Below are 21,813 nucleotides of genomic sequence, written 5' to 3'. Positions count from 1 at the left end.
GGCGAGCGCAGGACCAAGGCTCGGCCATCTTCTGTCTTGTCGGAACGCCATCTTCTGTCTTGTCGGAACGAACGACGCCAGCCCCTCGGGATCAGGGCGACCGGAACAAGGCGACGCGTCCCGAAAACGCGCCCTGAAGCCGGACGGCCGATCCGGGAGGCTTCTGGAAGACGCAGGATCGCGCCCGCGGATCGCTTCAGCGAGGCCGCGCCGGAATTCCTGACCCTCTTGCGAAGCGGCGGCCGATCCGCTTCGAAGCTCGGGCGGGACGCAAGTTCGACCGCCGCAAGGCCGTCGGACGATGGGAGGCGGAGCGGCCGGACACGCTCCGCCTCTTTCGCCCTTGCGCCGCCCGCGACGTCTCTCCGGAATCTTCGGCGCGCCCGCCGAGGGCGCTTGCTCCCCCGCTCCGAGGCTCTATCCTGCCCGCCTTGAGCCTGAAGCCCCGAGGGAGACGAAGCCGCGATGCAGAGCCTGATCGCCGAACATGCGCCCTATGCGGCGCTCGCCGTCATGCTGCTCACCTTCGCCGCCTTTCTCTTCGAGCGCCATCCGCCCGAAGTCACCGCCGCCGGAGGCGCCGCCGCCTTCGTGATCCTCGGGCTGGTCACGCCCGCCGAGGCCATGGCGGTCTTCTCCAATCCGGCGCCTCTGACCATCGCGGCGATGTTCGTGCTGACCGGGGCCCTCGTGCGCGCCGGAGTTCTGGAGCGCGTCGCCGGGGCGATCATCGAGCTCGCCGGAGACAGCGCGGTCAAGGCGGTGGTCCTGCTGATGGTCGGAACGATGCTCATCGCGGGCTTCGTCAACAACACGCCTCTCGTGCTGATCCTGATCCCCATCGCGATCCGCATCGCGCGGAAATTCGACATCGCCTCGACGCGGCTGCTGATCCCGGTCTCTTATCTGACCATCCTCGGGGGCGCCTGCACGCTGATCGGCACCTCGACCAATCTGCTCGTGGACGGGGTGGCGCGCGAGCATGGGCTCGAACCCTTCTCCATCTTCGAGATCACCCCGGTCGGAATCGTGACGGCGCTGTCGGGCGCGGCGCTGCTCGGGCTTTTCGGGCGCCGTCTGCTGCCCGACCGCCGCGACGCCGCCCGAATCGGAGAGCAGGGCCAGCCGGAATTTCTCTCGGAGGCCGCGATTCTGGAGGAAGGCCCTCTGACGAGCGGGCCGCTCGGGGAGGCCAAGGCGCTGAAGCCGCATGGCGTCCGGGTTCTCGGCCTGAGGCGGGGCGAGGAGATCTTCCGCGAGAATCTCGACGGCTTCGTCCCGCGCAAGGGAGACCGGCTGATCCTTGAGGCCAGCGCCTCCGAATTGCTGACCCTCGCCGCCGACAAGGCCCTGCGCGTCGGCCAGAGGCGCCCCTCCGGGCTCGGCGCCGCCGCCGAGGCGGTGGTGGCCGAGGCGGTGGTGGCGCCCGCCCATGCGGGCGTCGGGCGGCCGATCTCGGAGCTGGGCTTAGGCGGACGCTTCGGGGTGCGGGTTCTGGGGGCGCATCGGCATCAGCATCGGCCGGGCAAGGATCTGGAGAGCGTTCTCCTGCGCCCCGCCGACCGCCTTTTGCTGGAGGGGCCGCCCGCCGGGCTCGACGCCATGTCGCAGCAAGGCTTCGTGGTCTCCGTCACCCGCACCAGCGGCCGCGCCTTCCGGCGCGCCAAGGCGCCCATCGCGATTCTGGCTTTGCTGTCGGTGGTGGCTCTGGCGGCCCTCGGCGTGATGGAGATCACCGTGCTGGCCATGATCGCGACGGCGGCCATCCTGCTGCTGCGCTGCCTCGACAGCGACGAGGCCTGGGGCGCGGTGGACGGCTCGATTCTGGTGCTGATCTTCTCCATGCTCATCATCGGCGCGGGGCTTCAGCGCAGCGGCGCCGTGGATCTCGTGGTCTCCGGCGTCGCGCCGGGTCTGGCGGGGCTTTCGCCGGCGGCGACCCTGATCGTGGTCTATCTGCTCACCTCGCTGCTGACCGAGATGATCACCAACAACGCCGTGGCGGTGGTGATGTCGCCCATCGTGATCGGTCTGGCCGCGCAGCTGGGCCTCGACGCGCGCCCTTTTCTGGTGGCGGTGATGTTCGCCGCCAGCGCCAGCTTCGCCACGCCCATCGGCTATCAGACCAACACGCTGGTCTACGGCGCCGGAGACTACCGCTTCGCCGATTTCCTCAAGGTGGGGATTCCGATGAATCTCGTCGTCGGTTTGGCGACCTGCTGGGCCATCGCGGCCTATTACGGCCTCTGAGGCCCCGCGCGCCGTCCGGGAGAGGCGGCGCGCAGGAGGCGAGGCTCAGCTCTGATCGCGTTTGGCGGATTTCCGCTTCGCGGGCGTCTTCGCCTTCGGCGGCGCCTCTTCGGTCTTCAGAAGCGCCGCGAGCCTTTCAGGCGCATAGGCGCGGCGCTCGATTCCGATCGCGCGCATCTCCGCCCGCGCGAGGGTCGCCTCCGTGACGCGGATCAGCGGCTCGTCTCCCAGAGCCTCGACGAAGAGATTGACCCAGAAGGGCCGCGCGCCGTCCAGATCCAGCGAGACGTCGAAATGCGCCCAGCCGAAGAGCCTCCGGGCCTCATGCCGCAAGGCCGCTCCGAAGACGGCGCGCATCGCAGGCGAGAGGAAGAATTCGCGCGTCTTCAGCTTCTCGTTCAGCCATTCCTCTTCAAGCGTCATGCAGGCTTTGCCGAAGCGGACGATCACATCCGCATCCGCGATCAGGGATTGGGCGGTCGCGATGCGGGCCTCGTCGCTCACGACCACGTGGCGATCCACCACCAGCGTGTTGAAATGTCCCTGCGCCTTGGCCTCCGCGAGCAGGCCGCGCAGCTCCTCCAGCTCCGGCCCCGCGTCGAGCGCGCCGCCATGGACCAGCAGAGTCTTGCGCCCCTCCGGGGGCTTCGGCGGCGTCGGCGCGCGCTCCTCGAAGAAGAAGGCTTCGACGACCCGCGCCGAGGCTTGGCCGTCCTCGAAGGGGCAATAGGTCTTGGCGTCGGCGCGATAGCGCGCGGAGATCCGCCCCTTCGGATCGCGGACGCAGGCGGCGAGGGCCTGCTCCAGCTCCTCGTCGTTCTCGGCGACGAGGCCGGGGATCTCGTCCTTGCCGAAATAAAGCCCGCGATTCTGGGCGTATTCGTCCCAGTCGGGAACGTAATGGATGACCGGACGCCCGGTGACGAGGAAATCGTAAAAGATCGAGGAGTAATCCGAGACGAGGACGTCCACGATCGACAAAAGGCTGCAGCTGTCGATGGAGTGCGGCGCGATCTTCACCGGAAGCCCCATCTGCATGATGAAGCGCTCCGCGAAGTAATGGCCCCGGAAGACGAGGTCGTAATCCGGGCTTTTCATCCGCTCGATGGTCGCGATCAGGGCCTCGGCCTCAAGCTCGGGCGTCGCCCAATAGCCGCGATAGGTCGGGGCGAAGAGGACCATGGGCTTGCCGGGAGTCAGGCCCAGCTGCTGGCGCATGGCGGCCTTCTCCGCCTCGGTCGCGTTGACCAGCAAGTCGATGCGCGGATAGCCGCTGAGCAAAGAGCGCCCGGAGAAGAGATTCCGCACGCCGTAACGATCGAGCATCACATGCTCGGTATGGGCGTTGGGCGCGATGAAGAGCGAGGCCTGAATCAGATTGCGCGCCGTATTGGCCCGCTGAATCGGCGTTTCATTGACGTCGTAGCCCAGAGTCTTGAGCGGCGTCCCGTGCCAGGTGCTGAGATATTTCTGTCCCTCCTTGCGCAGGAAATAGGCCGGGAAGGCGGCGTTGGTGATCAGATATTCGGCCGTGGCGAGCCAGCGCTGATAATTCAGGCTCTTCTTGACGACGAAGATCACGTCCTTGCGCTTGAGCAGCTCCTTGGGCGCTTTAGACAGGTCGTTCAGCGTCCAGACGTGCAGCCAGCCCGCGAAGCGCGGATCCCGCTCGACAAAGCGGAAGATCGCCAGAGGATTGTCCGAACAGCCCTCGCCGCTGAAGGATTCATAGAGGATCGTCCGCGGGACCAAAGGCAGCACGTCGAAGAATTCGCGATAGGCCGCGGTCTCGTGCAAAGCGGGGGTCGTCTCGAAGGCGGCCTCGGAGACGCCATGCGGACGCTGAAGGATCCGCTGATCCCGGAAGGCCGCGCAAGCCTCCCCGAACCGCCCCAGCCCCGCCAGCAACGCGCCCAGACGATGGCTCCATGTCGGCTGATGGTCGGACGCGCGCATCAGCGCCTGCCGCATCGCCTCGACGGCGGCCTCCGGCTCGCCGCCGGCCTCCATCAATTCGCTCAGACGCGCCCATTCCTTGGCGCGCGAGGCGTCGCGCGCGAGGCGCGATTCGATCACCTGCCGCTCGGAGCGGACGGCGGAGAGGGCGGCGCGGCGCTTGGCGTAGGCCATGTTCGGCTCCGGCGCGCAGAGCAGAGCCTCTGAGAGCGCCGTGGCGGCGGCTTCGCGGTCGCCCAGCCCCTCGAGAACGCGGCTATATTGCGACCAGAGCTTATCGTCGTTCGGCCGATCCTGAAGCAGATCGCGCAGAAGCTCCACATGCGCGGCCTGCAGACGCGCCATATGCGGCGCAGGCGGCGGGGGGGGCGCCGCTTCGGGCAGAACCGCGACATAGGCCGCGCAGGCCTCCTCCAGCCGCCCGAGCTTCTCCAGCGCGCAGCCCGCCCGATAGAACCACAGCGCCTGATGGGTCTTGGAGCCCCGCGCGGCGTGAAGATAGGCCTCCGCCGCCTCCGCGAACTTCTCCTGACGCTCCAGCGCGAAGCCGAGCCGATAATGCCATTGCGGCTTTTCGGAATCCAAAGCGAGGGCTTCGACGTAACGCGCCTCCGCTTCGGCCCATTCGTACAGCCGGTCATGGGACATGCCGAGCCGATAGCGCAATTCGGCGTCCAGCGGATGGCGGCTCAGATGCAGGCGATAAGCGGCCTGCGCCTCGCGCCAGCGCCCGCTTTTCGCATGGAGCGCGCCCACGCCGAATTTCGCGGCGACCTCGTCTTTCGCGCAGGCCTTCGCATAGGCCTGAGCGGCGGAGACCGGCGGAAGCTGCGCGAAATCGGGATCGGCGGGATCCGCCTTCTCCAGACAATAGCCGAGCCGATAGAACCAATCCGCAGTCGCCTTCTTGGGCGCGAGCTCGATGGCGGCGGCGAAGGCGGCGGAGGCGGAGGCGGGACGCCCCGCCCTCTGCTCCGCCAAACCGAGCCTGTGGCGCAGCCCCGCGTCCTGCGGCTTCAGAGCGGCGGCGCGCGCGAGGGCTTCGGCCTCCTCCCGCCATGCGCTCCGCCCGTTGCGGGCGCGCGCCAGAGAATCCCAGAGCTTCGGATCCTCCGCGCCGAAGGGCAGAAGAACCAGAACCAGACGCTCGACCTCCAGCCATTCCTTGGCCCGCTGCGCGAGGCGGAGCTGCTCGCGGAGATCCTCCTCGTCCAGATCGGAGCGCGCGTCCAGCAGCCCCTCCAGCTCCCGCGCCGCGGCTTCTCCGGCGCCGGCCTCGCGCGGATTGGCGAGATAATCCTCCAGAAAATCCTCGACCCCCGCCCCGAGATCCAGACGCCGCTTCTTAGCCAGAAGCTCCAGCATCTCCTCAAGGCTTTCCGGATGATGGCCGATCCGTTCGCGGTGGATATGGGCCTCGGCGCAATCGGGCGCGCGCTCCAGAATGCGGTCGCGCGTGATCCAGCTCGGGAAGATCACCGGCTTGCCGAGCGCCCAGGCCTCATAAATCAAGGAGGCGTAATCGGTGATCACCACGTCGGCCGTCAACAGCTCCTCGGTGACGGGGCGCTTCTCCCGCCCGACCCGCTCGTCCACGGCGAGGACCAGCTCTCCTTGCGCGCGCAGAAGCTCCAGATGGGGCTCCATATCCGCGCGGCAGCTCATGGGGCCGTCGACGCCGTGCCATTGCTCGTTCAGCGGCGCGAAGAGGATGCGGAAAGGCGCGTTCCTCGGGCGCGGAGGCAGCTGCGCCTGCAAGGCGCGCAGATGATCCACGCGCGGCGAGCCCACGACGACCACCGCCTCAGGATCGACCATCAGCTCAGGATCCGTCGTCAGGCGGCGGGCCGCCCATGCGCCCGGCACGAAGATCTTGCGGAAATTGCGGACGAAAGGCCATTTCTCAGGGGTGAACTGGCTGAAATAATTGCGATCCGCCAGATCGAAGGCCAGCAGGATTTCGCCGGGAGTCTTCGGGAAAAGGGAGACGCGCAACTCCGCTCCCTCGGCGGGCAGATCCTTCTCTCCGTCCCTCCAAGACGTCTCCGGGGAGAGCGCGGCCTTGATCGGAGCGTAGATCTGATGGCGCAGGAGGCTTTGGTCCTCGGCGGCGCCGTCCACGAAAACGATCCCCGGCCCGACGGAAGCGCCTTCGTCAAGAGGGGAGGCGGCGTCTCCAGAGGTCAAGCTGTTCATCTTCTTCAAATTCCCAAGCGAAGCGCGACATCAAAAGCCTAAAGCCGCGACAGCCTAACGAGGGGCGCAGACCATCGCAAGACGCGACGCGCGCCCAAGCGCCGCCCTAGCCGCGCGCGTCATGGACGACCCGCCCCGCGAGCAGCGTCAGCAGGCAGCGCGTCCCGGAAAGGACGACCTCCGGGGGCGCCTCCAGCAGATCCTGATCGAAGACCGCCACGTCCGCCCATTGGCCGGGAATGAGGCGGCCTTTCGTCGCCTCGGCCTTTTCGGCGTAGGCGCCGTGTTCGGTGAAGGCCTGCAGAGCCTCCTCGCGGCTCAGACGCTCCTCGGCCCGCAGCGTCGTCCCTCTCCAGGTCCGGCGGGTGATCATCGCATGCAGATTCGGGAAGGGATTGGGCGAGCAGACCGGCGAATCCGAACCCGTCGAGGGCTTCAGCCCCAGACGCGCCCAGCTCCCGGCGGGATAAGAGCCGCCGCCGCGCTCCTCTCCGAGGACCGAGACATAGCCGTCGCCGAAATCATGCAGAAAGACCTGCTGCCCGGCGGGATAGATCCCCGCGGCCTTCATCCGGCGCCCATGCTCCGGCGAGGCGTAGCCGCAATGCTCGACGCGGTGGCGGCGCTCGGGATCGGGAGAGGCCGCCAGAGCCTTTTCATAGGCGGTCAGGATCTGCTCTACGGCGCCGTCGCCGATGGCGTGGCAGGCCATGCGGTAGCCGCGTCCGTGGAGGTCGCGGACCATGGCCTCCACCTGCGGCGTGGGCAGCATCTGCACGCCGAAATTCTCCGGCTGATCCTTATAGGGCCGGGTCATCCAGGCCGTGCGCCCGCCCGCCGAGCCGTCGAGGAAGAGCTTGACCCCGCCGATCCGCATCATGTCGTCGCCGACGCCGGTGACCAGCCCCATGCTCCAGCACGCCTCCACGATGGAGCCGCCCGGATCGCCGAAGAGCGTCAGCCAGACCCGCAAAGGCAGACGGCCCTCGCGTTTGGCCTGCTGATAGGCCCGCAGCTCGGCGAGCCCCGCGACATGCCCAAGAGCCGCCTCCATGCAGCTGGTGATCCCATAGGAGAGCAGGAGCTTTCCGCCCCGCTCGACGGCCTCGACGAGGGCCTCCTGCGTGGGGGCGGGGATTTTCGACTCGACGAGCCGCTGCGCGTTCTCGGCGAGGAGGCCGTCGAGCCGCCCGTCGGCGCCGCGGCCGATCACGCCGCCTTCGGGCGCGGGCGTGGCCTCGGTCACGCCCGCCAGCTCCAGAGCCTTCGAATTGGCGACGGCCATATGGGTGCAGGCGCGCTTGAGCAAAACCGGATGATCCGGCGCGGCGCGGTCGAGATCCGCGCGGGTGGGATGGACCCCGACGTCCAACCGCGTCTGGTCGTAGCCGCGAGCCAGCACCCATTCGCCTTTGGGCGTCTCGGCGGCGCGCGCGCGCAGAAGCTCCAGCAGCGCGGCGAGGCTCGGCGCGGCCTGAGGCGTCGCGTCCGCCCAGCCCATGAACAGCCCGGTCGCGATCAGATGCAGATGATTGTCGTTCAGCCCGGGACAGGCGAAACGGCCTTCGAGATCGATGATCTCGGTCTGCGGCCCGGCGAGGGCCATGACCTCCCCGGAAGTCCCGGAGGCCAGCACCTTGCCGCCCCAGACCGCCAGAGCCTCATGCGGCGCCAAACCGCGCCCGCGCCAGATGCGGCCGCCCTTCAAGATCAGATCCGCCGTCACGAGGGCTTCGCCCATCCTTCATGCTCCTTATTCGACGTTCGGGCTTCGACGTTCAGACTCCGCCTTTCGCTTCAGGCGGGCGCGGCCTCCGGCTTCGAAACCGCTTCGAGATACAGCGCCTGAAGGCGTCGGGTCGTGGGGCCGGGGCGCCCGTCGCCGAGAATCTCGTCGCCGATCCGCACCACGGGAGTCACGAAGCTCGTGGCCGAGGTGACGAAGGCTTCGGCGGCCGCCTGCGCCTCCTCCGGCGAGAAGGCGCGCTCCTCGAAGCTCAGCCCCTGCTCGGCGCAGAGCCGCAGAACCGCCCGCCGGGTGCAGCCCGGCAAAACGGCCCAGGAATTCCCGCGCGTCACGATCCGCCCCTCGCGCGTGACGATCCAGGCCGTGGAGGAGGCGCCTTCGGTGATCTCCCCCTCCTCGACGAGCCAGACCTCCTGAAAGCCGCGTCTCCGCGCCGCGCGCTTGGCGAGCGCCTGCCCGAGCAGCATGGCGGTTTTGACGTCGCGCCGCGCCCAGCGCGGATCCGGGGCGAGATCCACCGCGATTCCCTCGCGTTGGGAGGGAGAATCGCGGACGATCTTCGTCTGGGTGAAGCCGATCAGCAGAGGCTTGAGGTCTTCGGACCAGATGAAATCCCGGTCGGCGGCGCCGCGCGAGACATGGAGATAGACCACCCCCTCCTTCAGCCCGTTGCGGGCGACGAGTTCGGCCTGAATCCCCGCGATCTCCGCGCGCGGCAGAGGCATGGGGATCTCCAGCTCCGAGAGAGAACGCTCCAGACGCTCCAGATGCAGGTCCTCGTCGATCAGGCGGCCGTCCAGCGCCGCCGTGACTTCATACACCGCGTCGCCGAAGAGAAAGCCGCGGTCGAACAGGCTGATCCGCGCCTCGCTCTCCGGCGTGAAGCCGTCATGACGATAGACGATCCGCTCCATAGGCGCCCTCCGGTTTCCCTCCGCGACGAGCCGCGCGGAAGCCCGGAGCATAAACGCTCCTCAGGCGGGCGGCCAATTCGTTTCAAGAGATCCTCAGCCTTTTCGCCCTATTCCTTGCGCAGCGCCGATCCGGCGCCTTGGTCAAAGCGCCGATCCGGCGCCTTTCGCTCCGGAGCGCGGCGCATGAAGCCTTCCTCATCCCGACGGGCCTGCGCGGCGGCGCTCGCGCTTTTGAGCCTGAGTTCCGGCGCTCCGGCGCGCGCCCTCGCCCCCGAAGAGGTGGAGGCGCGCTTCCTCGCCGGGTTGGAGGCTCTTTCCGAAGGCCGCCCCGAAGAGGCGGCGGAGATCCTCGGCGCCCTGCCGCCCGAGGCCGTCACGCCGCGCATCAAGCTGGAGCGGGCGCGGGCTTTGCTCTTCGCGGGCCGCCATGGCGAGGCTCTGCGGCTCTTTCGCGAGGTCTCCGGGGCCCCCGAGACGCCCCAAAGCGTCAAACGCAACATCCTGCCCTATCTGGAGGCCGCCGAACTGCGCAGCCTGCGCCTGCGCTACGGCGCGCGGCTGACCACCGATTCCAATCCCTCCAAAGTCTCCGAGGGCGGGACGATCTTCTTCAACGGCGTCCCGCTGGAGTATCAGCCCCCCGCCGAGAAAAAGACCGTTTATGGCGTCGAGCCTTGGGTCTCGCTTGAAAAGCTCTGGGAGAGCGATCTCCTGACCAAGCTGCACGCCTCGGCGAGCCTCTTCGAGGATTCGGATCTGACCTCCGCCCGCGCCGATCTCGCCATAGGCCGCGAATTGAGCTTCGCGCCGGGCGTCTTCCTTCAGGCGAGCCTCGCGGGGGAATGGGCGCGGAACGAGGGCTCTTTCCTCCTGCCCTCCGTGGAGATTTGGCGGCGCTTTCGGATCTCCGAGCATGCGCGGCTCGGCTTCGGCGGACAAATCGGCTATCTGAGCGCCGAGCGCGCCGAGATCTCCGGCGGGTTCTATCGCGGCTACGTCATGGGCGACTGGAGCCTCGGGCCTCACGCGACGCTCTTCGCGCAGGCTTCTCTTGAACGGCGCGACAGCCGCGACGGCTTTTTCGCCTATACGGCGCCGCGTCTGGAGTTGGGCCTCAGCTTCGAGGCGGGCGGCTTCGACGTGACGCCCCGCCTCTCCGCGACCCTGACCCGCTATGACGAGCCGCATCTCCTCATCGGCGCGCCCCGCCGAGACGCGACTTGGCGGCCCATGCTGACTTTGGCGCATGAGCGGCTCGCATGGGGCGGCTTCCAGCCTGAGCTGACGCTGTTTTATGAGCGGCGCGAAAGCAATCTCGGAATCGAGGAATACGACCAGTTCGGCGGCTTCCTCAATCTGCGGCGCGTCTACTGAGCAAACCTGTGAAGCTTCCCAAGCCGGATCGGGCGTGGCATGAAGATTCCGCATCAAAACGGAAGGCTTTCAGCTTCTCCCCCGTTCAGGAGGCCCAGATGACCAGTCATGTCGCCCGCGGCGGTCTTTCCGTCGCCGCCCCCCTCGCGCGCCTGATCGAGGAGGAGGTTCTGACCGGAGTCGCGCCGGAAGCCTTCTGGAGCGGCTATGAGGCGCTGCTGCGCGATCTGGCGCCGAAGAACGCCCGGCTGCTCGACAAACGCGCCGAGCTTCAGGCGAAGATCGACGCATGGCATGAGCGCCGCGCGCCCTTCGATCCTGCGGCCTATCGCGCCTTTCTGACGGAAATCGGCTATCTCCAGCCCGAGCCCGCCCCCTTCAAAGTCTCGACGGCGCATGTGGACCCCGAACTCGCGCGGATCGCCGGGCCTCAACTCGTGACTCCGGTGATGAACGCCCGCTTCGCGCTCAACGCCGCCAATGCGCGCTGGGGCTCGCTGTATGACGCGCTTTACGGCACCGACGCCCTCCCCGGCCCCATTCCCTCCGGCGGCTATGATCCGGCGCGGGGGGCTCAGGCCGTCGCTTGGGCGCGGGCGCATCTGGATCGGGTCGCGCCTCTGGAATCAGGCTCATGGGCCGATCTTGAGGGATTGGCCCTGCGGGAGGGCGCGCTCGTCGCGAAGCTCGCGGGCGGCGAGACGGGCCTGCGCGATCCCGCTCAATTCGCGGGCCATCGCGCGAAAGGCGACGTCCTTCTGCGCGTCAACGGCCTGCTCATTGAGATTCTGATCGACCCGACCAGCCGCGTCGGCAAGGACGACCGCGCCGGAATCTCCGACATCCGGCTGGAAAGCGCCCTCACCGCGATTCAGGATTGCGAGGACGCCGTCGCCGCCGTGGACGCCGAGGATAAGACCCTCGTCTATGCGAATTGGCTGGCGCTGATGCGGGGCGATCTCTCCGAAAGCTTCGAGAAAGGCGGCAGGACCCTAACCCGCCGCCTGAATCCGGACGTGGAGTTTCTCGATCCTCAGGGCCGCCCCGTGGTCCATCCGGGCCGGGCCGTGATGCTGGCGCGCAACGTCGGGCATCTCATGACCACCGACGCCGTGCTGCTCGACGGGAAGGAGACTCCCGAAGGGATCATGGACGCCATGGTCACCGTGGCCGCCGCCATGCACGACCTCCAAAAGACCGGCGAGGGCCCGCGCAATTCCCGCACAGGCTCCGTCTACGTTGTGAAGCCCAAGATGCACGGCCCCGAGGAGGTCGCCTTCGCCAATGAGCTTTATGGTCGGGTCGAAGAGATCCTCGGCCTGCCCAGGAACACGGTCAAGCTCGGGGTGATGGACGAAGAGCGCCGGACCTCGGCCAATCTCGCGGCCTGCATCGCGGCGGTGAAAGAACGCTGCGTCTTCATCAACACCGGCTTCCTCGACCGCACCGGCGACGAAATCCACACCTCCATGCGCCTCGGCCCCGCGATTCCGCGCGGCGAGATGCGCGGCGCGGCCTGGCTCTCGGCCTATGAGGACGGCAACGTCGACGCCGGGCTGGCGGCGGGGCTCGACGGCCATGGCCAGATCGGCAAGGGCATGTGGGCCAAGCCCGACGCCATGGCCGAAATGCTCAAAGTCAAGATCGGGCATCCCAAGGCGGGCGCCAACACCGCATGGACTCCCTCGCCCACCGCCGCGACGCTCCACGCCACGCATTATCATCAGGTCGACGTCCATGCGGTTCAGGAGGGGCTGAAATCCCGCGCCAAGGCCGCGCAGGAGGCCCTCTTGACGCCGCCCATGCTCGCCGGACGCAACCTCCCGCCGGAGGCCGTGCGCCATGAGCTGGACGACGCCTGTCAATCGATCCTCGGCTATGTGGTGCGCTGGGTGGATCAGGGCGTGGGCTGCTCCAAGGTGCCGGACGTCAACGACGTCCCGCTGATGGAGGATCGCGCCACTTTGCGCATCTCCTCGCAGCTTCTGGCCAATTGGCTGCTGCACGGGCTTTGCCGCGCGGAGGAGGTCGAGGAGGCGCTCCGGCGCATGGCTCTGCGCGTGGACGAGCAGAACGCCGGAGATCCCGCCTATCGCCCCATGGCGCCCGCCTACGACGGCCCCGCCTTCCAAGCGGCGCGGGATCTGATCTTCAAGGGCGTCGAGCAGCCTTCGGGCTACACCGAGCCCCTGCTCCACGCCGCCCGCCGCGCGGCCAAGCGCCTGCGCGCCTCCTGAGGGGCTTGACCGCAGGCGCTCCGGCGCTCGACAAAGCCTTTCCCTTCGGCCGCCCGTCTCGCGGGCGGCCGGACGCCGCCTTTCATTCCGGAGACCGACCCATGGCGCAGCCGAATCTTGAAGAGATCGAAGGCGAGGAGGCTCTGGCTTGGGTGCGGGCGCGGAACGCCCGTTGTCTGGAGACCCTGCAAGGCGTCCCCTGCTATGAGCAGATGCGTCAGGAGGCTCTGGCGATCCTCGAAGCCCGCGACCGCATTCCCTTCCCGGCCTTCCGCCGCCGGAAGGGCGCCGAGATCCTCACCAATTTCTGGCAGGACGCGCAGAACGTGCGGGGGCTCTGGCGGCGGACCACGCTGGAGAGCTACCGTCAGCCCGAACCGGAATGGGAGACCATCCTCGATCTGGACGCCCTCGCCGCCGAGGAGGGCCGCAATTGGGTGATGCGCGGCGCCAATTATCTGCCGCCCGAGGATCGGCGCTGCCTGCTCTCGCTCTCGGACGGCGGCAAGGACGCCGTGGTCCTGCGCGAATTCGACTTAGAGGCGAAAGCCTTCGTCGAGGGCGGCTTCGATCTGCCGGAGGCCAAATGCGCCGCCCTCTGGCTGGACGCCGACCGCCTGCTGGTCTCCCATGACTTCGGCCCGGAGAGCCTCACCGAATCCGGCTATGCGCGCTGCGTGCGGCTTTTGCGGCGCGGCCAGAGCCTTGAGCAGGCGGAGCCGATCTTCGAGGGCGAGCGGACGGACATGCTCATCCAGCCCTACGCCCTGCGCGACGCCGAGGGCGCTCTGAAGGCGATCCTCATCCATCGCGCGATCACCATTTACGACAGCGAGACTTACCTCTGGACCCCCGGCGAAGCGCCGCGCAAACTGCCTTTGCCTTTGAAGTCCAGCATACAGGCTCTGCTGGAAGGGCGCCTGATCCTCTCCACCAATGAGGATTGGACCGCGCCCTCGGGCCAGCGCTTCGAGACCGGCGACCTCTTCGCCTGGAGTTTCGACGATTGGCTGGCCGATCCGGCGACGCCCGCCGAATTGGTCTTGCGGCCCGGCCCGCGCGAAATGGGCGTCCGGGTCTCCGCCACCCGCGACGCGCTGATCCTCACCCGCTTCGAGGAGGTGCGCGGCGCGGTGGAGGTCTGGCGTCCGAAATCCGGCGGCGGCTGGAGCCGCGCCCGTCTGCCTCTGCCGGAAAACGTCTCGACGGACGTGGTTTCGGCCTCGGATCTGAGCGACCGGCTGCTCGTGCAGGTCGCGGGCTATCTGACGCCCCCCAGCCTCTGGCTCGCCGACGCCGCCACAGGCGAAGCCGAATCGCTCAAGGCCGCTCCGGCGCGCTTCGACGCCTCGGGCCTGATCGTCGAGCAGCTGGAGGCGCCTTCCAAAGACGGAACCCTGATCCCCTATTTCGTCATCCGCCGGGCCGAGGCCCCCATGGACGGCTCGAATCCCACCCTGCTTTACGGCTATGGCGGCTTCGAGATTCCGCTTGCGCCCGCCTATTCCGCGACCATCGGCAAGCTCTGGCTGGAGCGCGGCGGAATCCATGTGGTGGCGAACATCCGGGGCGGCGGCGAATTCGGGCCGAAATGGCATCAATGCGCCATCAAGGAGAACCGCCACCGCACCCATGAGGATTTTCAGGCCGTGGCCGAAGACCTCATCCGGCGCAAGATCACGAGCCCGAAGAAGCTCGGGATCATGGGCGGCAGCCAAGGCGGGCTTTTAATGGGCGTCACGCTGACCCAGCGCCCGGATCTCATCAACGCCGCCGTGATCCAGGTGCCGCTTTTCGACATGCTGCGCTATCATAAGCTGCTGGCGGGGCCTTCATGGATCGGCGAATACGGCGATCCCGAGATCCCCGCCGAACGCGCATGGCTCGAATCCTATTCCCCCTATCAGCATCTGCGGGCTGGCCAGCCTTACCCCGAAGTCTTCATCCACACCTCGACCAAGGACGACCGCGTGCATCCCGGCCATGCGCGGCGGGCGGCGGCGAAGCTGGAGGAATTGGGCTATCCGACGCTGTTCTATGAAAACACCGACGGCGGCCATGGCGCGGCGGCCAATCTGCGCGAGACGGCGCGGCGGCTGGCTCTGGAATATTCCTACCTCGCGCGCCGCTTGATGAGCTGAAGCGCCTCAGACCGAACGCGCCCGCCAGACCTCGCCCTTCTCGACCCAAGCCATCTCGCCGCGCGCGACGAGGTGGTTCACATGGGCGAGGGCCTCGGCGAAGGCGAAGGATTTCTGATGCGGATCCAAAGGCCGCGCGAACAGCTTCGGCGTCAGTTCGGAGACGGTCAAAGGCTCCGTGCGGCAGATCTCGCGCACCACCGCGCAGCGAATCTGATGATGGGCGGCCAATTCCTCCAACCGCCCATGCAGCGCCGTCAAAGGCTGCTCATGGCCGGGCAGGACCAGAGTCTCGTCCGGGACCTCGCCGCGCAGATCCTCCAGAGAATCGAGGAAGCGCGCCACCGGATCGGCCTCGGGCTCCATGGCGTGGACCGAGATGTTCGGCGTGATCCGCCCCAGCACCTGATCCGCCGCGAGGAGCAGATCCTCTTCGGCGCAATGGAGCATCGCCTGAGCCGGCGCATGGCCCGCTCCGGTCAGCACCCGGAAGCTCCGCCCGCCCAAATTCAGCGGAACCCGACGCTCCAGCGGATGAAAGGCCGCCGGAAGCCCCGTCACGCGGCGGAGATAATTATGGCCCCGCTCGATCAGGATGCGGGTTTCCTCGGCGTCGGCGCCGTGGCGACGGTAAAAGGCTTCATATAGCGGATCCTCCGTCGTCTCGCCGCCCGCCATCATATAGCGCGCGAAGAGATATTCCGTTTCGGTCATGTAAAGCGGCGGATCTCCGAGACGCCGCAGAAGCCAGCCCGCAGCCCCCACATGGTCGGGGTGGAAATGGCTCACGATCAGCCGCGAGACCCTTCCGCCGCGCAGAGGCCCCGCCAGAGCCGCCTCCCAGGCCGCATAGGTCTCCTCCACGCCGAGCCCCGCGTCGAAGAGCGCCCAGCCCTCGCTTTCGCCCTCGTCTATGGCGTAGATGTTCACATGATTCAGCGCGAAAGGCAGCCGGAAGCGCATCCAGAGCAGGCCCGGCGCGACCTCCACGGCTTCGCCGGGCGCGGGCGGCGGCGTGTCGAGCAGGTTCGCGGCGAGACGGCTCATGTCCGGGCTTCCTTAAATTGGGGGCTAGGGGCTGGGCGGCGCGAGAACCTGCGGCCTCAGGAGGAATTTGCGCTTGGCTTCCGTCGCGGGAGACGGAAAAATGACCGTGGAGATTAAAAGCCGTCCGGCGCCGGGGCGTCAAGACGGTCGGTCAGGGAGAAAGCACGTCATGACATCCGGATTCATGCTGAGAAGCGCCTTGGGCCTTCTGCTGGCGGCCACGGCGCCCGCCGCGATTCAGGCCGCGCCGCTGAAGATCGGCATGATCACCACGCTCTCCGGCGCAGGCGCCGGACTCGGCGTGGACGCGCGCGACGCCTTCGCTCTGGCGCTCAAGCAGGCGAATAATCCCGAGGCGACGCTGATCGTCGAGGACGACGCGCAAAAGCCCGAACTCGCGGTGCAGATCGCCGATAAGATGATCCAGAGCGACGGCGTGGACGTGCTGACCGGAATCATCTGGTCCAATCTGGCCATGGCGGTGGTGCCCAACGCGGTGGATCAGGAGATCTTTTATCTTTCGGTGAACGCGGGGCCTTCGGCTCTGGCGGGCGCGAATTGCCATGAGAATTACTTCAACGTCGCCTATCAGAACGACAACTTCCACGAGGCCATGGGCCAATACGCCGCCGAGACCTACAAGAACACGCTCATCATGGCGCCCAATTACCCGGCCGGGCTCGACGCCCTGACCGGCTTCAAACGCTATTACACAGGCGAGCTCGCGGGCGAGATCCATACGCAGGTCGGCCAAAGCGACTACGCCGCCGAAATCGCGCAGATCCGGGCTTCGGGCGCGGATTCGGTCTTCTTCTTCCTGCCGGGCGGCATGGGCATCGCCTTCCTGAAGCAATATGCGCAATCGGGCGTGGAGATTCCGCTGATCGGGCCGGGCTTCTCCTTCAGCCAAGACGTTCTGCCCGCCGTGGGCGACGCCGCTTTAGGCGTGCGCAATTCGGCCTCATGGTCGCCGGATCTCGAGAATGAGGCGAGCCGCGCCTTCGTCGAGGCCTTCAAGGCGGAATACGGCCGCCTCCCCTCGATCTATGCGGCTCAGGCTTGGGATACGGCCAATCTTCTGCTCTCGGCTCAGGCCAAGGCCGACGTGAAAGACCCCGAAGCCTTCCGCGCCGCGCTGAAAGAGGCCGATTTCGCCTCGGTGCGCGGGAAGTTCGGCTTCAACCATAACAATCACCCGATTCAGGACATCTACGTCCGCGAGGTGGCGAAGCTCGAGGACGGGACGCTCACCAACCGCATCGTGGCCAAAGCCTTCGAGGATCGCGGCGACGCCTACGCCGAAGCCTGCAAGCTGCCCTGAAGCTTCTCCGCCTCCCTGCGGGTTCTGAAGCCCGCGGGGAGGCCCCATGCCCGGAATCTCCCCTTTGTCCTTCGCGCTTCTGCTTGAGCAGCTGCTCAACGGCCTTCAGCTCGGCGTCATGCTGTTTCTCATGGCGGCGGGGCTGACGCTGATTTTCGGCGTCATGGGGGTGATCAACCTCGCCCATGGCGCGCTCTATATGATCGGCGCCTTCGCCTGCGCGGCCGTGGCGGCGGCCACGGGGAGCTATTGGCTCGGGCTGGCGGCGGCTCTGACGGCGGCGGCGGCGGCGGGCGCGCTCATCGAAGCGACGATCCTGCGGCGGCTCTATGGGCGCGACCATCTGGAGCAAGTCCTCGCCACCTTCGCCTTGATCCTCATCATCTCCGAGGGGACGCGCTGGATCTTCGGCGGCTTTCCGCTCTTTCTCGACGTTCCGCCGCTGCTGCAAGGCGCGGCGCCTCTGCCGGGAGGCGGCGCCTATCCGATCTATCGTCTGGCGATCATCGGCGTGGGGGCGGCGGCGGCTCTGGGGCTGCATCTGCTGATCTCGCGGACGCGGCTCGGGATGCGCATCCGCGCCGGAGAATCCGACCGCGAGATGATCGGCGCCTTGGGCGTGGAGATCGGGCGGCTTTACACCTTGGTCTTCGCTTTAGGCGCGGCCCTCGCGGGGCTGGCGGGCGGCATGATCGGCGCCTTGCAGTCGGTGCAGGTGGGCATGGGAGAACCCATGCTGATCCTCGCCTTCGTGGTGATCGTCATCGGCGGGATCGGCTCCATCTGGGGGGCTCTGGTCGGGGCGGTGCTGGTGGGCGTGGTCGACACCATGGGGCGCTTTCTGCTGCCGAAAGCCTTCGCGCTCGCTTATCCGCCTTCGGAGGCCAGCGCCATGGGGGCGGCGGTCGCCTCTCTGCTGATTTATCTGCTGATGGCGGTGATCCTCGCCCTGCGCCCGCAAGGGCTGTTCGGAGCCCCAAGCCGATGAAGAGCCTCATTTCAGCTTCTCCGCGCGAGGCGGCGGCCAATCTGGCGATCCTCGCGCTGCTGATCCTCGGGCCTTGGGCGGCTCTGAGCGCCGGACATCCCTTTTACGTCACCCTCGCGACCAAGGCCGCGATTCTGGCTCTGGCGGCGACGGGGCTGCATCTGGCCTTAGGCTTGGGCGGGCTGGTCTCCTTCGGACACGCCGCCTTTTTCGGCCTTGGAGGCTATGCGGCGGGGATCCTCGCGACCCACGCCGGAAGCGGCGAGGCGCTGATCTTCGGCTGGGCGGGCTCGCGCGAGATCCTGCTGATGATCTGCGCGGCCATGGGGCTGGCGCTGCTGGCGGCTCTGCCCATCGGGGCGATCAGCCTGCGGACCTCCGGCGTCTATTTCCTGATGATCACCCTCGCCTTCGCGCAGATGATCTATTATTTCGCGCTGTCATGGCCCGCCTATGGCGGAGACGACGGCCTGTCCTTCCGGCGCGGGATCTTCCCCGGACTCAATTCGGCGCGGCCTCTGCCCTTTTTCTGGATCTGCCTCGGGGCTTTGCTGATCGGGCTGGCGATCTTCCAGATCCTCCGCGCTTCGCGCTTCGGGACGGCTCTGGAGGCCACGCGGCAAAATCCGCAGCGCGTCGAGGCTCTGGGAATCGAGCCCTTCGGCCTGCGCCTGACGGCCTTCGCGCTTTCGGCCATGATGGTCGGAGCGGCGGGCGCGCTTTTCGCCAATCTCAACCGCTTCGCCAGCCCTTCGATGCTCTCATGGCAGATGTCGGGGGAGTTGATCATGCTGATCCTGCTCGGCGGGCGGGGGCGGCTGCTCGGCCCGACGGCGGGGGCGCTTCTCTTCGTCGCGATGGAGCATGTCCTTGGCGGCTGGACGGAGCGCTGGCAATTCTTCCTCGGTCTGGCGGTTTTAGGCGTGGCGGTCTTCGCGCGCGGCGGATTCCTCGGGCTGATCGCGGGAGGGCGCCGCGATGGCTGATCCCGCGCTCGACATCCGGGATCTGCGCAAGAGCTTCGGCGCGCTCAGGGCCACCGACGGCGTGACGCTGGATCTGCGCCCCGGCGAGATCCATGCTCTGATCGGCCCGAACGGCGCGGGGAAATCGACGCTCATCGCCCAGATCGCCGGAGGGTTGCGGCCCGATTCCGGTTCGGTGCGGCTCTTCGGGCGCGACGTGACCGCTCTGGGCGCTCCGGCGCGGGCGCGGCTGGGGCTGGCGCGGAGCTTTCAGATCTCCTCTCTGGCGGGGGAGTTCTCGGCCCTGCGCAACGTCATGCTCGCGATTCAGGCGCGGGCGGGATCGAGCTTTCGTTTCCTGCGCCCGACCCAAGGCGACCGCCGTCTGACGGAGCCCGCCATGGCGGCTTTGGCGCGGGTCGGACTGGCGGATCGGGCGGCGGTTCCGGCGGCGCTGCTCTCCCATGGCGAGCGGCGGCGGCTGGAATTGGCTCTGGCTCTGGCGATGGAGCCCAAGCTCTTCCTCCTCGACGAGCCCATGGCGGGCCTCGGCGCGGAGGGCTCGCGGGAGCTGACGGGCTTCCTCTCGGAGCTGCGCCGCGAGGCTCCCATCCTGCTGGTCGAGCATGACATGGACGCCGTCTTCGCCCTCGCCGACCGGATTTCGGTTCTGGAGGCCGGACGCGTCATCGCCAGCGGCTCGCCCGCCGAAATCCGCGCCGACGCCGGAGCCCGCCGCGCCTATCTCGGAGATTCCTCATGAGCCTGCTCGAAGCGGAGGGTCTGGAGGCTTTTTACGGCGGCTCTCAAGCGCTCTTCGGGGCCTCGCTGCGCATCGAGGAGGGCGAGACCCTCGCGCTCATGGGCCGCAACGGCATGGGCAAGACGACGACCATCCGCGCGGTGATGGGGCTGAACCCGCCGCGCCGGGGGCGGATCTCCTTCGGCGGACGCGATCTTCAGGGACTCTCCGCGCCGCAAAGGGCGCGTCTGGGGCTGGGATTGGTCCCGGAGGGGCGGCGCTGCTTCCCTAACCTCACCGTGCGCGAGAATCTCCTCGTGGCCGCCCGCCCGGAAGGCTGGAGCCTCGCGCGGGTGGAGGCGCTTTTCCCCCGGCTCGGCGAGCGCCGCGCGCAAATGGCCGCGACCCTCTCGGGCGGCGAGCAGCAGATGCTCGCCATAGGCCGCGCCTTGACCACCGGCCCGCGCCTGCTCATTCTCGACGAGGCGACGGAGGGTCTGGCGCCTCTGGTGCGTCAGGACATCTGGGCGGCGATCCGCAGCCTGAAGGCCGAGGGTCTGGCGATCCTCGCGGTGGATAAGACGCTCTCGGAGATCCTCGGGGCGGCGGATCGCTGCGTGATCCTTGAGCGCGGCGCGACCGTCTTCGAGGGGCCGCCGGAGGCCGTCACGCCGGAGATTCAAGAGCGCTGGCTCGGGTTATAGGGAGAGCAGGCCATGGCCTATGAGACGAAACGTCGGCTCGCCTTCGGCGACGCGGATCCTTCCGGCGCGGCCTATTTCCCGAGCTATCTGCATCTGCTGGTGGGGGTGGTCGAGGAGTTCTTCGCGGAGCTGGGCTGGCCTTGGGCCGATCTGGAGCGCGACCACGGCCTGATCCTGCCCACGGCGCGGATCGAGGTTCATTTCCTGCGCCCCGGCTTCCCCCGCGACGCCCTGACCTTCCGGCTGAAGGCGGCGAAGGTCGGCGCCAATTTTCTGGAGCTGCGCCATGAGGTCCGGCGCGGCGAAGACCTGCTCTGGGCGGCGGAGCAGACCCTCGTTCCCGCCTCCATCGAGACCCGGCGCGGCGCGGCCTGGCCGGAGGGCCTGCGCCTCGCTCTGGAGCGCGCGCAAGAGGCCTGAGCCCTCGGTCCTCCGAAAAGCTGAGGAAGGCCGCGCCCTCCGCCATGGACAAGCCGGGCGGCCTCGGCGCATGCTTCCGAGGATGCTCAGGCTGACGAAAAGGCCGGGACGGAGGAGGCGCGTCATGTTCAAAATTCCGGTTCTGATGCTCGTCGCGGCGGGCGCGGGCCTGTTCTGCGGCCTTGGAGGCGCTCAGGCGGCGGGGCCCGTCGATCCGGATTGGCCCTGCGTTCAAAGGCGCGTGCCGCAGATCTCGCTCGCGCAGGTCTGGAGCGGCCCCCTCCCGGACGAAGCCGCGGAGGCCCGCGCCAAAGACCCGAAAATTCAGGATCTGGCGGCGCGGCTCGCCCAGCGCCGCACGGCCCTTCCCGAGGCCGAGGCCCTCATCGCCGAATTCGCCGCGGCCGCTCCTCCGGAGGACGTGACGGCGCTCTATCTCGCGGTCTTCGAGCGGATCAACGCCGCCCGCGGCCGCGTCATGGGCGGCATCGCGCGCTACGCCCATAAGCAGGCCGCCATGGACAAGACCATCGACGCATTGCGCGCCGCCTTCGACGCGCTCGACGCCGCCGATCCCCCCGATTTCGACGCCATCGACGCCGCGGAGAAGGAGCTCGACTGGTCCACCCGCATTTTTCAGGACCGCCAGCAATCCCTGATCTACGTCTGCGAGACTCCGGTGATTCTGGAGCAGCGCGCCTTCGCTCTGGGGCGGGCCGCGCGGGCGCATCTTCCCTGAAACGGCCGTCCGGCGGGGTTTTCGCTGGGAAACCGCCTCTGCGCGCAAAGTTTGATATGCCTTTCGCAGGAT

15 protein-coding genes are annotated in these 21,813 nt (G+C 67.8%); 11 read left to right on the top strand and 4 right to left on the bottom strand.

All coding sequences use genetic code 11. The features are described from left to right. Positions 1–465 precede the first annotated feature (465 nt). Complete coding sequence (locus tag B161_RS0111325; protein ID WP_018633519.1) at positions 466–2,250, top strand: SLC13 family permease; 1,785 nt, start codon at positions 466–468, stop codon at positions 2,248–2,250. Positions 2,251–2,295: 45 nt separating this feature from the next. On the opposite strand, the gene B161_RS0111320 is transcribed toward B161_RS0111325, so the two are convergent. The 3 genes from B161_RS0111320 to B161_RS0111310 all read right to left on the bottom strand — a co-directional run bounded on the left by B161_RS0111320 (position 2,296) and on the right by B161_RS0111310 (position 9,063). After that, positions 2,296–6,402 carry a CDP-glycerol glycerophosphotransferase family protein gene (locus B161_RS0111320; RefSeq protein WP_018633518.1) on the bottom strand — a complete coding sequence of 1,369 codons (4,107 nt, stop codon included), beginning with the start codon at positions 6,400–6,402 and terminating at the stop codon, positions 2,296–2,298. Between the two features lie 106 nt (positions 6,403–6,508). Next, a complete protein-coding gene (locus B161_RS0111315; RefSeq protein ID WP_018633517.1) occupies positions 6,509–8,143 on the bottom strand; it encodes an amidohydrolase in 1,635 nt (544 codons plus the stop codon). A 56-nt stretch (positions 8,144–8,199) separates the two neighbouring features. Beyond that, positions 8,200–9,063 (bottom strand): D-amino-acid transaminase, encoded by an 864-nt coding sequence (locus B161_RS0111310; protein ID WP_018633516.1) that lies wholly within the window; start codon positions 9,061–9,063, stop codon positions 8,200–8,202. A gap of 183 nt (positions 9,064–9,246) precedes the next feature. On the opposite strand from B161_RS0111310, the gene B161_RS0111305 reads away from it, so the two are divergent. From B161_RS0111305 to B161_RS0111295, 3 genes are all read left to right on the top strand, one after another. Further along, positions 9,247–10,437, top strand: a complete 1,191-nt coding sequence (locus tag B161_RS0111305; RefSeq protein ID WP_018633515.1) for a surface lipoprotein assembly modifier — start codon at positions 9,247–9,249, stop codon at positions 10,435–10,437. A 98-nt stretch (positions 10,438–10,535) separates the two neighbouring features. After that, on the top strand, positions 10,536–12,674 hold the full coding sequence (locus tag B161_RS0111300; protein WP_018633514.1) for a malate synthase G: 2,139 nt from the start codon (positions 10,536–10,538) through the stop codon (positions 12,672–12,674). Positions 12,675–12,775: 101 nt separating this feature from the next. Beyond that, entirely contained in the window at positions 12,776–14,815 is a 2,040-nt protein-coding gene (locus B161_RS0111295) for a prolyl oligopeptidase family serine peptidase (RefSeq protein WP_018633513.1), read from the top strand. A 6-nt stretch (positions 14,816–14,821) separates the two neighbouring features. On the opposite strand, the gene B161_RS0111290 is transcribed toward B161_RS0111295, so the two are convergent. Further along, positions 14,822–15,862 (bottom strand): MBL fold metallo-hydrolase, encoded by a 1,041-nt coding sequence (locus B161_RS0111290; RefSeq protein ID WP_018633512.1) that lies wholly within the window; start codon positions 15,860–15,862, stop codon positions 14,822–14,824. Between the two features lie 169 nt (positions 15,863–16,031). On the opposite strand from B161_RS0111290, the gene B161_RS0111285 reads away from it, so the two are divergent. From B161_RS0111285 to B161_RS0111255, 7 genes are all read left to right on the top strand, one after another. Further along, positions 16,032–17,183 (top strand): ABC transporter substrate-binding protein, encoded by a 1,152-nt coding sequence (locus B161_RS0111285; protein WP_018633511.1) that lies wholly within the window; start codon positions 16,032–16,034, stop codon positions 17,181–17,183. A gap of 64 nt (positions 17,184–17,247) precedes the next feature. Continuing rightward, positions 17,248–18,171, top strand: coding sequence for a branched-chain amino acid ABC transporter permease (locus B161_RS0111280; protein ID WP_026310383.1), 924 nt, complete (start codon positions 17,248–17,250; stop codon positions 18,169–18,171). Then, on the top strand, positions 18,168–19,157 hold the full coding sequence (locus B161_RS0111275; protein ID WP_018633509.1) for a branched-chain amino acid ABC transporter permease: 990 nt from the start codon (positions 18,168–18,170) through the stop codon (positions 19,155–19,157). The genes B161_RS0111280 and B161_RS0111275 overlap by 4 nt, the downstream gene beginning before the upstream one ends. Next, positions 19,150–19,899: an ABC transporter ATP-binding protein gene (locus tag B161_RS0111270; protein ID WP_018633508.1), complete on the top strand. Its 750-nt coding sequence runs from the start codon at positions 19,150–19,152 to the stop codon at positions 19,897–19,899. Before B161_RS0111275 ends, B161_RS0111270 begins: the two co-directional genes overlap by 8 nt. Then, positions 19,896–20,582, top strand: a complete 687-nt coding sequence (locus B161_RS0111265; protein ID WP_018633507.1) for an ABC transporter ATP-binding protein — start codon at positions 19,896–19,898, stop codon at positions 20,580–20,582. The genes B161_RS0111270 and B161_RS0111265 overlap by 4 nt, the downstream gene beginning before the upstream one ends. Before the next feature lie 12 nt (positions 20,583–20,594). Further along, entirely contained in the window at positions 20,595–21,002 is a 408-nt protein-coding gene (locus tag B161_RS0111260; protein ID WP_018633506.1) for an acyl-CoA thioesterase, read from the top strand. 124 nt (positions 21,003–21,126) lie between these two features. Beyond that, positions 21,127–21,741: a hypothetical protein gene (locus B161_RS0111255; RefSeq protein ID WP_018633505.1), complete on the top strand. Its 615-nt coding sequence runs from the start codon at positions 21,127–21,129 to the stop codon at positions 21,739–21,741. Positions 21,742–21,813 lie beyond the last annotated feature (72 nt).

This window comes from Neomegalonema perideroedes DSM 15528 (assembly GCF_000374145.1).
GTDB classification, from domain to species: domain Bacteria; phylum Pseudomonadota; class Alphaproteobacteria; order Rhodobacterales; family Rhodobacteraceae; genus Neomegalonema; species Neomegalonema perideroedes.
Note: the sequence above shows the minus strand (reverse complement) of the source record. Positions and strands in the feature narration are given on the sequence as shown.

Excerpts from the sequence above, each read along its gene's own strand:
- B161_RS0111325 (WP_018633519.1), top strand. The coding sequence starts at position 466 with ATGCAGAGCCTGATCGCCGAACATGCGCCCTATGCGGCGCTCGCCGTC.
- B161_RS0111320 (WP_018633518.1), bottom strand. The coding sequence starts at position 6,402 with ATGAACAGCTTGACCTCTGGAGACGCCGCCTCCCCTCTTGACGAAGGC.
- B161_RS0111315 (WP_018633517.1), bottom strand. The coding sequence starts at position 8,143 with ATGGGCGAAGCCCTCGTGACGGCGGATCTGATCTTGAAGGGCGGCCGC.
- B161_RS0111310 (WP_018633516.1), bottom strand. The coding sequence starts at position 9,063 with ATGGAGCGGATCGTCTATCGTCATGACGGCTTCACGCCGGAGAGCGAG.
- B161_RS0111305 (WP_018633515.1), top strand. The coding sequence starts at position 9,247 with ATGAAGCCTTCCTCATCCCGACGGGCCTGCGCGGCGGCGCTCGCGCTT.
- B161_RS0111300 (WP_018633514.1), top strand. The coding sequence starts at position 10,536 with ATGACCAGTCATGTCGCCCGCGGCGGTCTTTCCGTCGCCGCCCCCCTC.
- B161_RS0111295 (WP_018633513.1), top strand. The coding sequence starts at position 12,776 with ATGGCGCAGCCGAATCTTGAAGAGATCGAAGGCGAGGAGGCTCTGGCT.
- B161_RS0111290 (WP_018633512.1), bottom strand. The coding sequence starts at position 15,862 with ATGAGCCGTCTCGCCGCGAACCTGCTCGACACGCCGCCGCCCGCGCCC.
- B161_RS0111285 (WP_018633511.1), top strand. The coding sequence starts at position 16,032 with ATGACATCCGGATTCATGCTGAGAAGCGCCTTGGGCCTTCTGCTGGCG.
- B161_RS0111275 (WP_018633509.1), top strand. The coding sequence starts at position 18,168 with ATGAAGAGCCTCATTTCAGCTTCTCCGCGCGAGGCGGCGGCCAATCTG.
- B161_RS0111270 (WP_018633508.1), top strand. The coding sequence starts at position 19,150 with ATGGCTGATCCCGCGCTCGACATCCGGGATCTGCGCAAGAGCTTCGGC.
- B161_RS0111265 (WP_018633507.1), top strand. The coding sequence starts at position 19,896 with ATGAGCCTGCTCGAAGCGGAGGGTCTGGAGGCTTTTTACGGCGGCTCT.
- B161_RS0111260 (WP_018633506.1), top strand. The coding sequence starts at position 20,595 with ATGGCCTATGAGACGAAACGTCGGCTCGCCTTCGGCGACGCGGATCCT.
- B161_RS0111255 (WP_018633505.1), top strand. The coding sequence starts at position 21,127 with ATGTTCAAAATTCCGGTTCTGATGCTCGTCGCGGCGGGCGCGGGCCTG.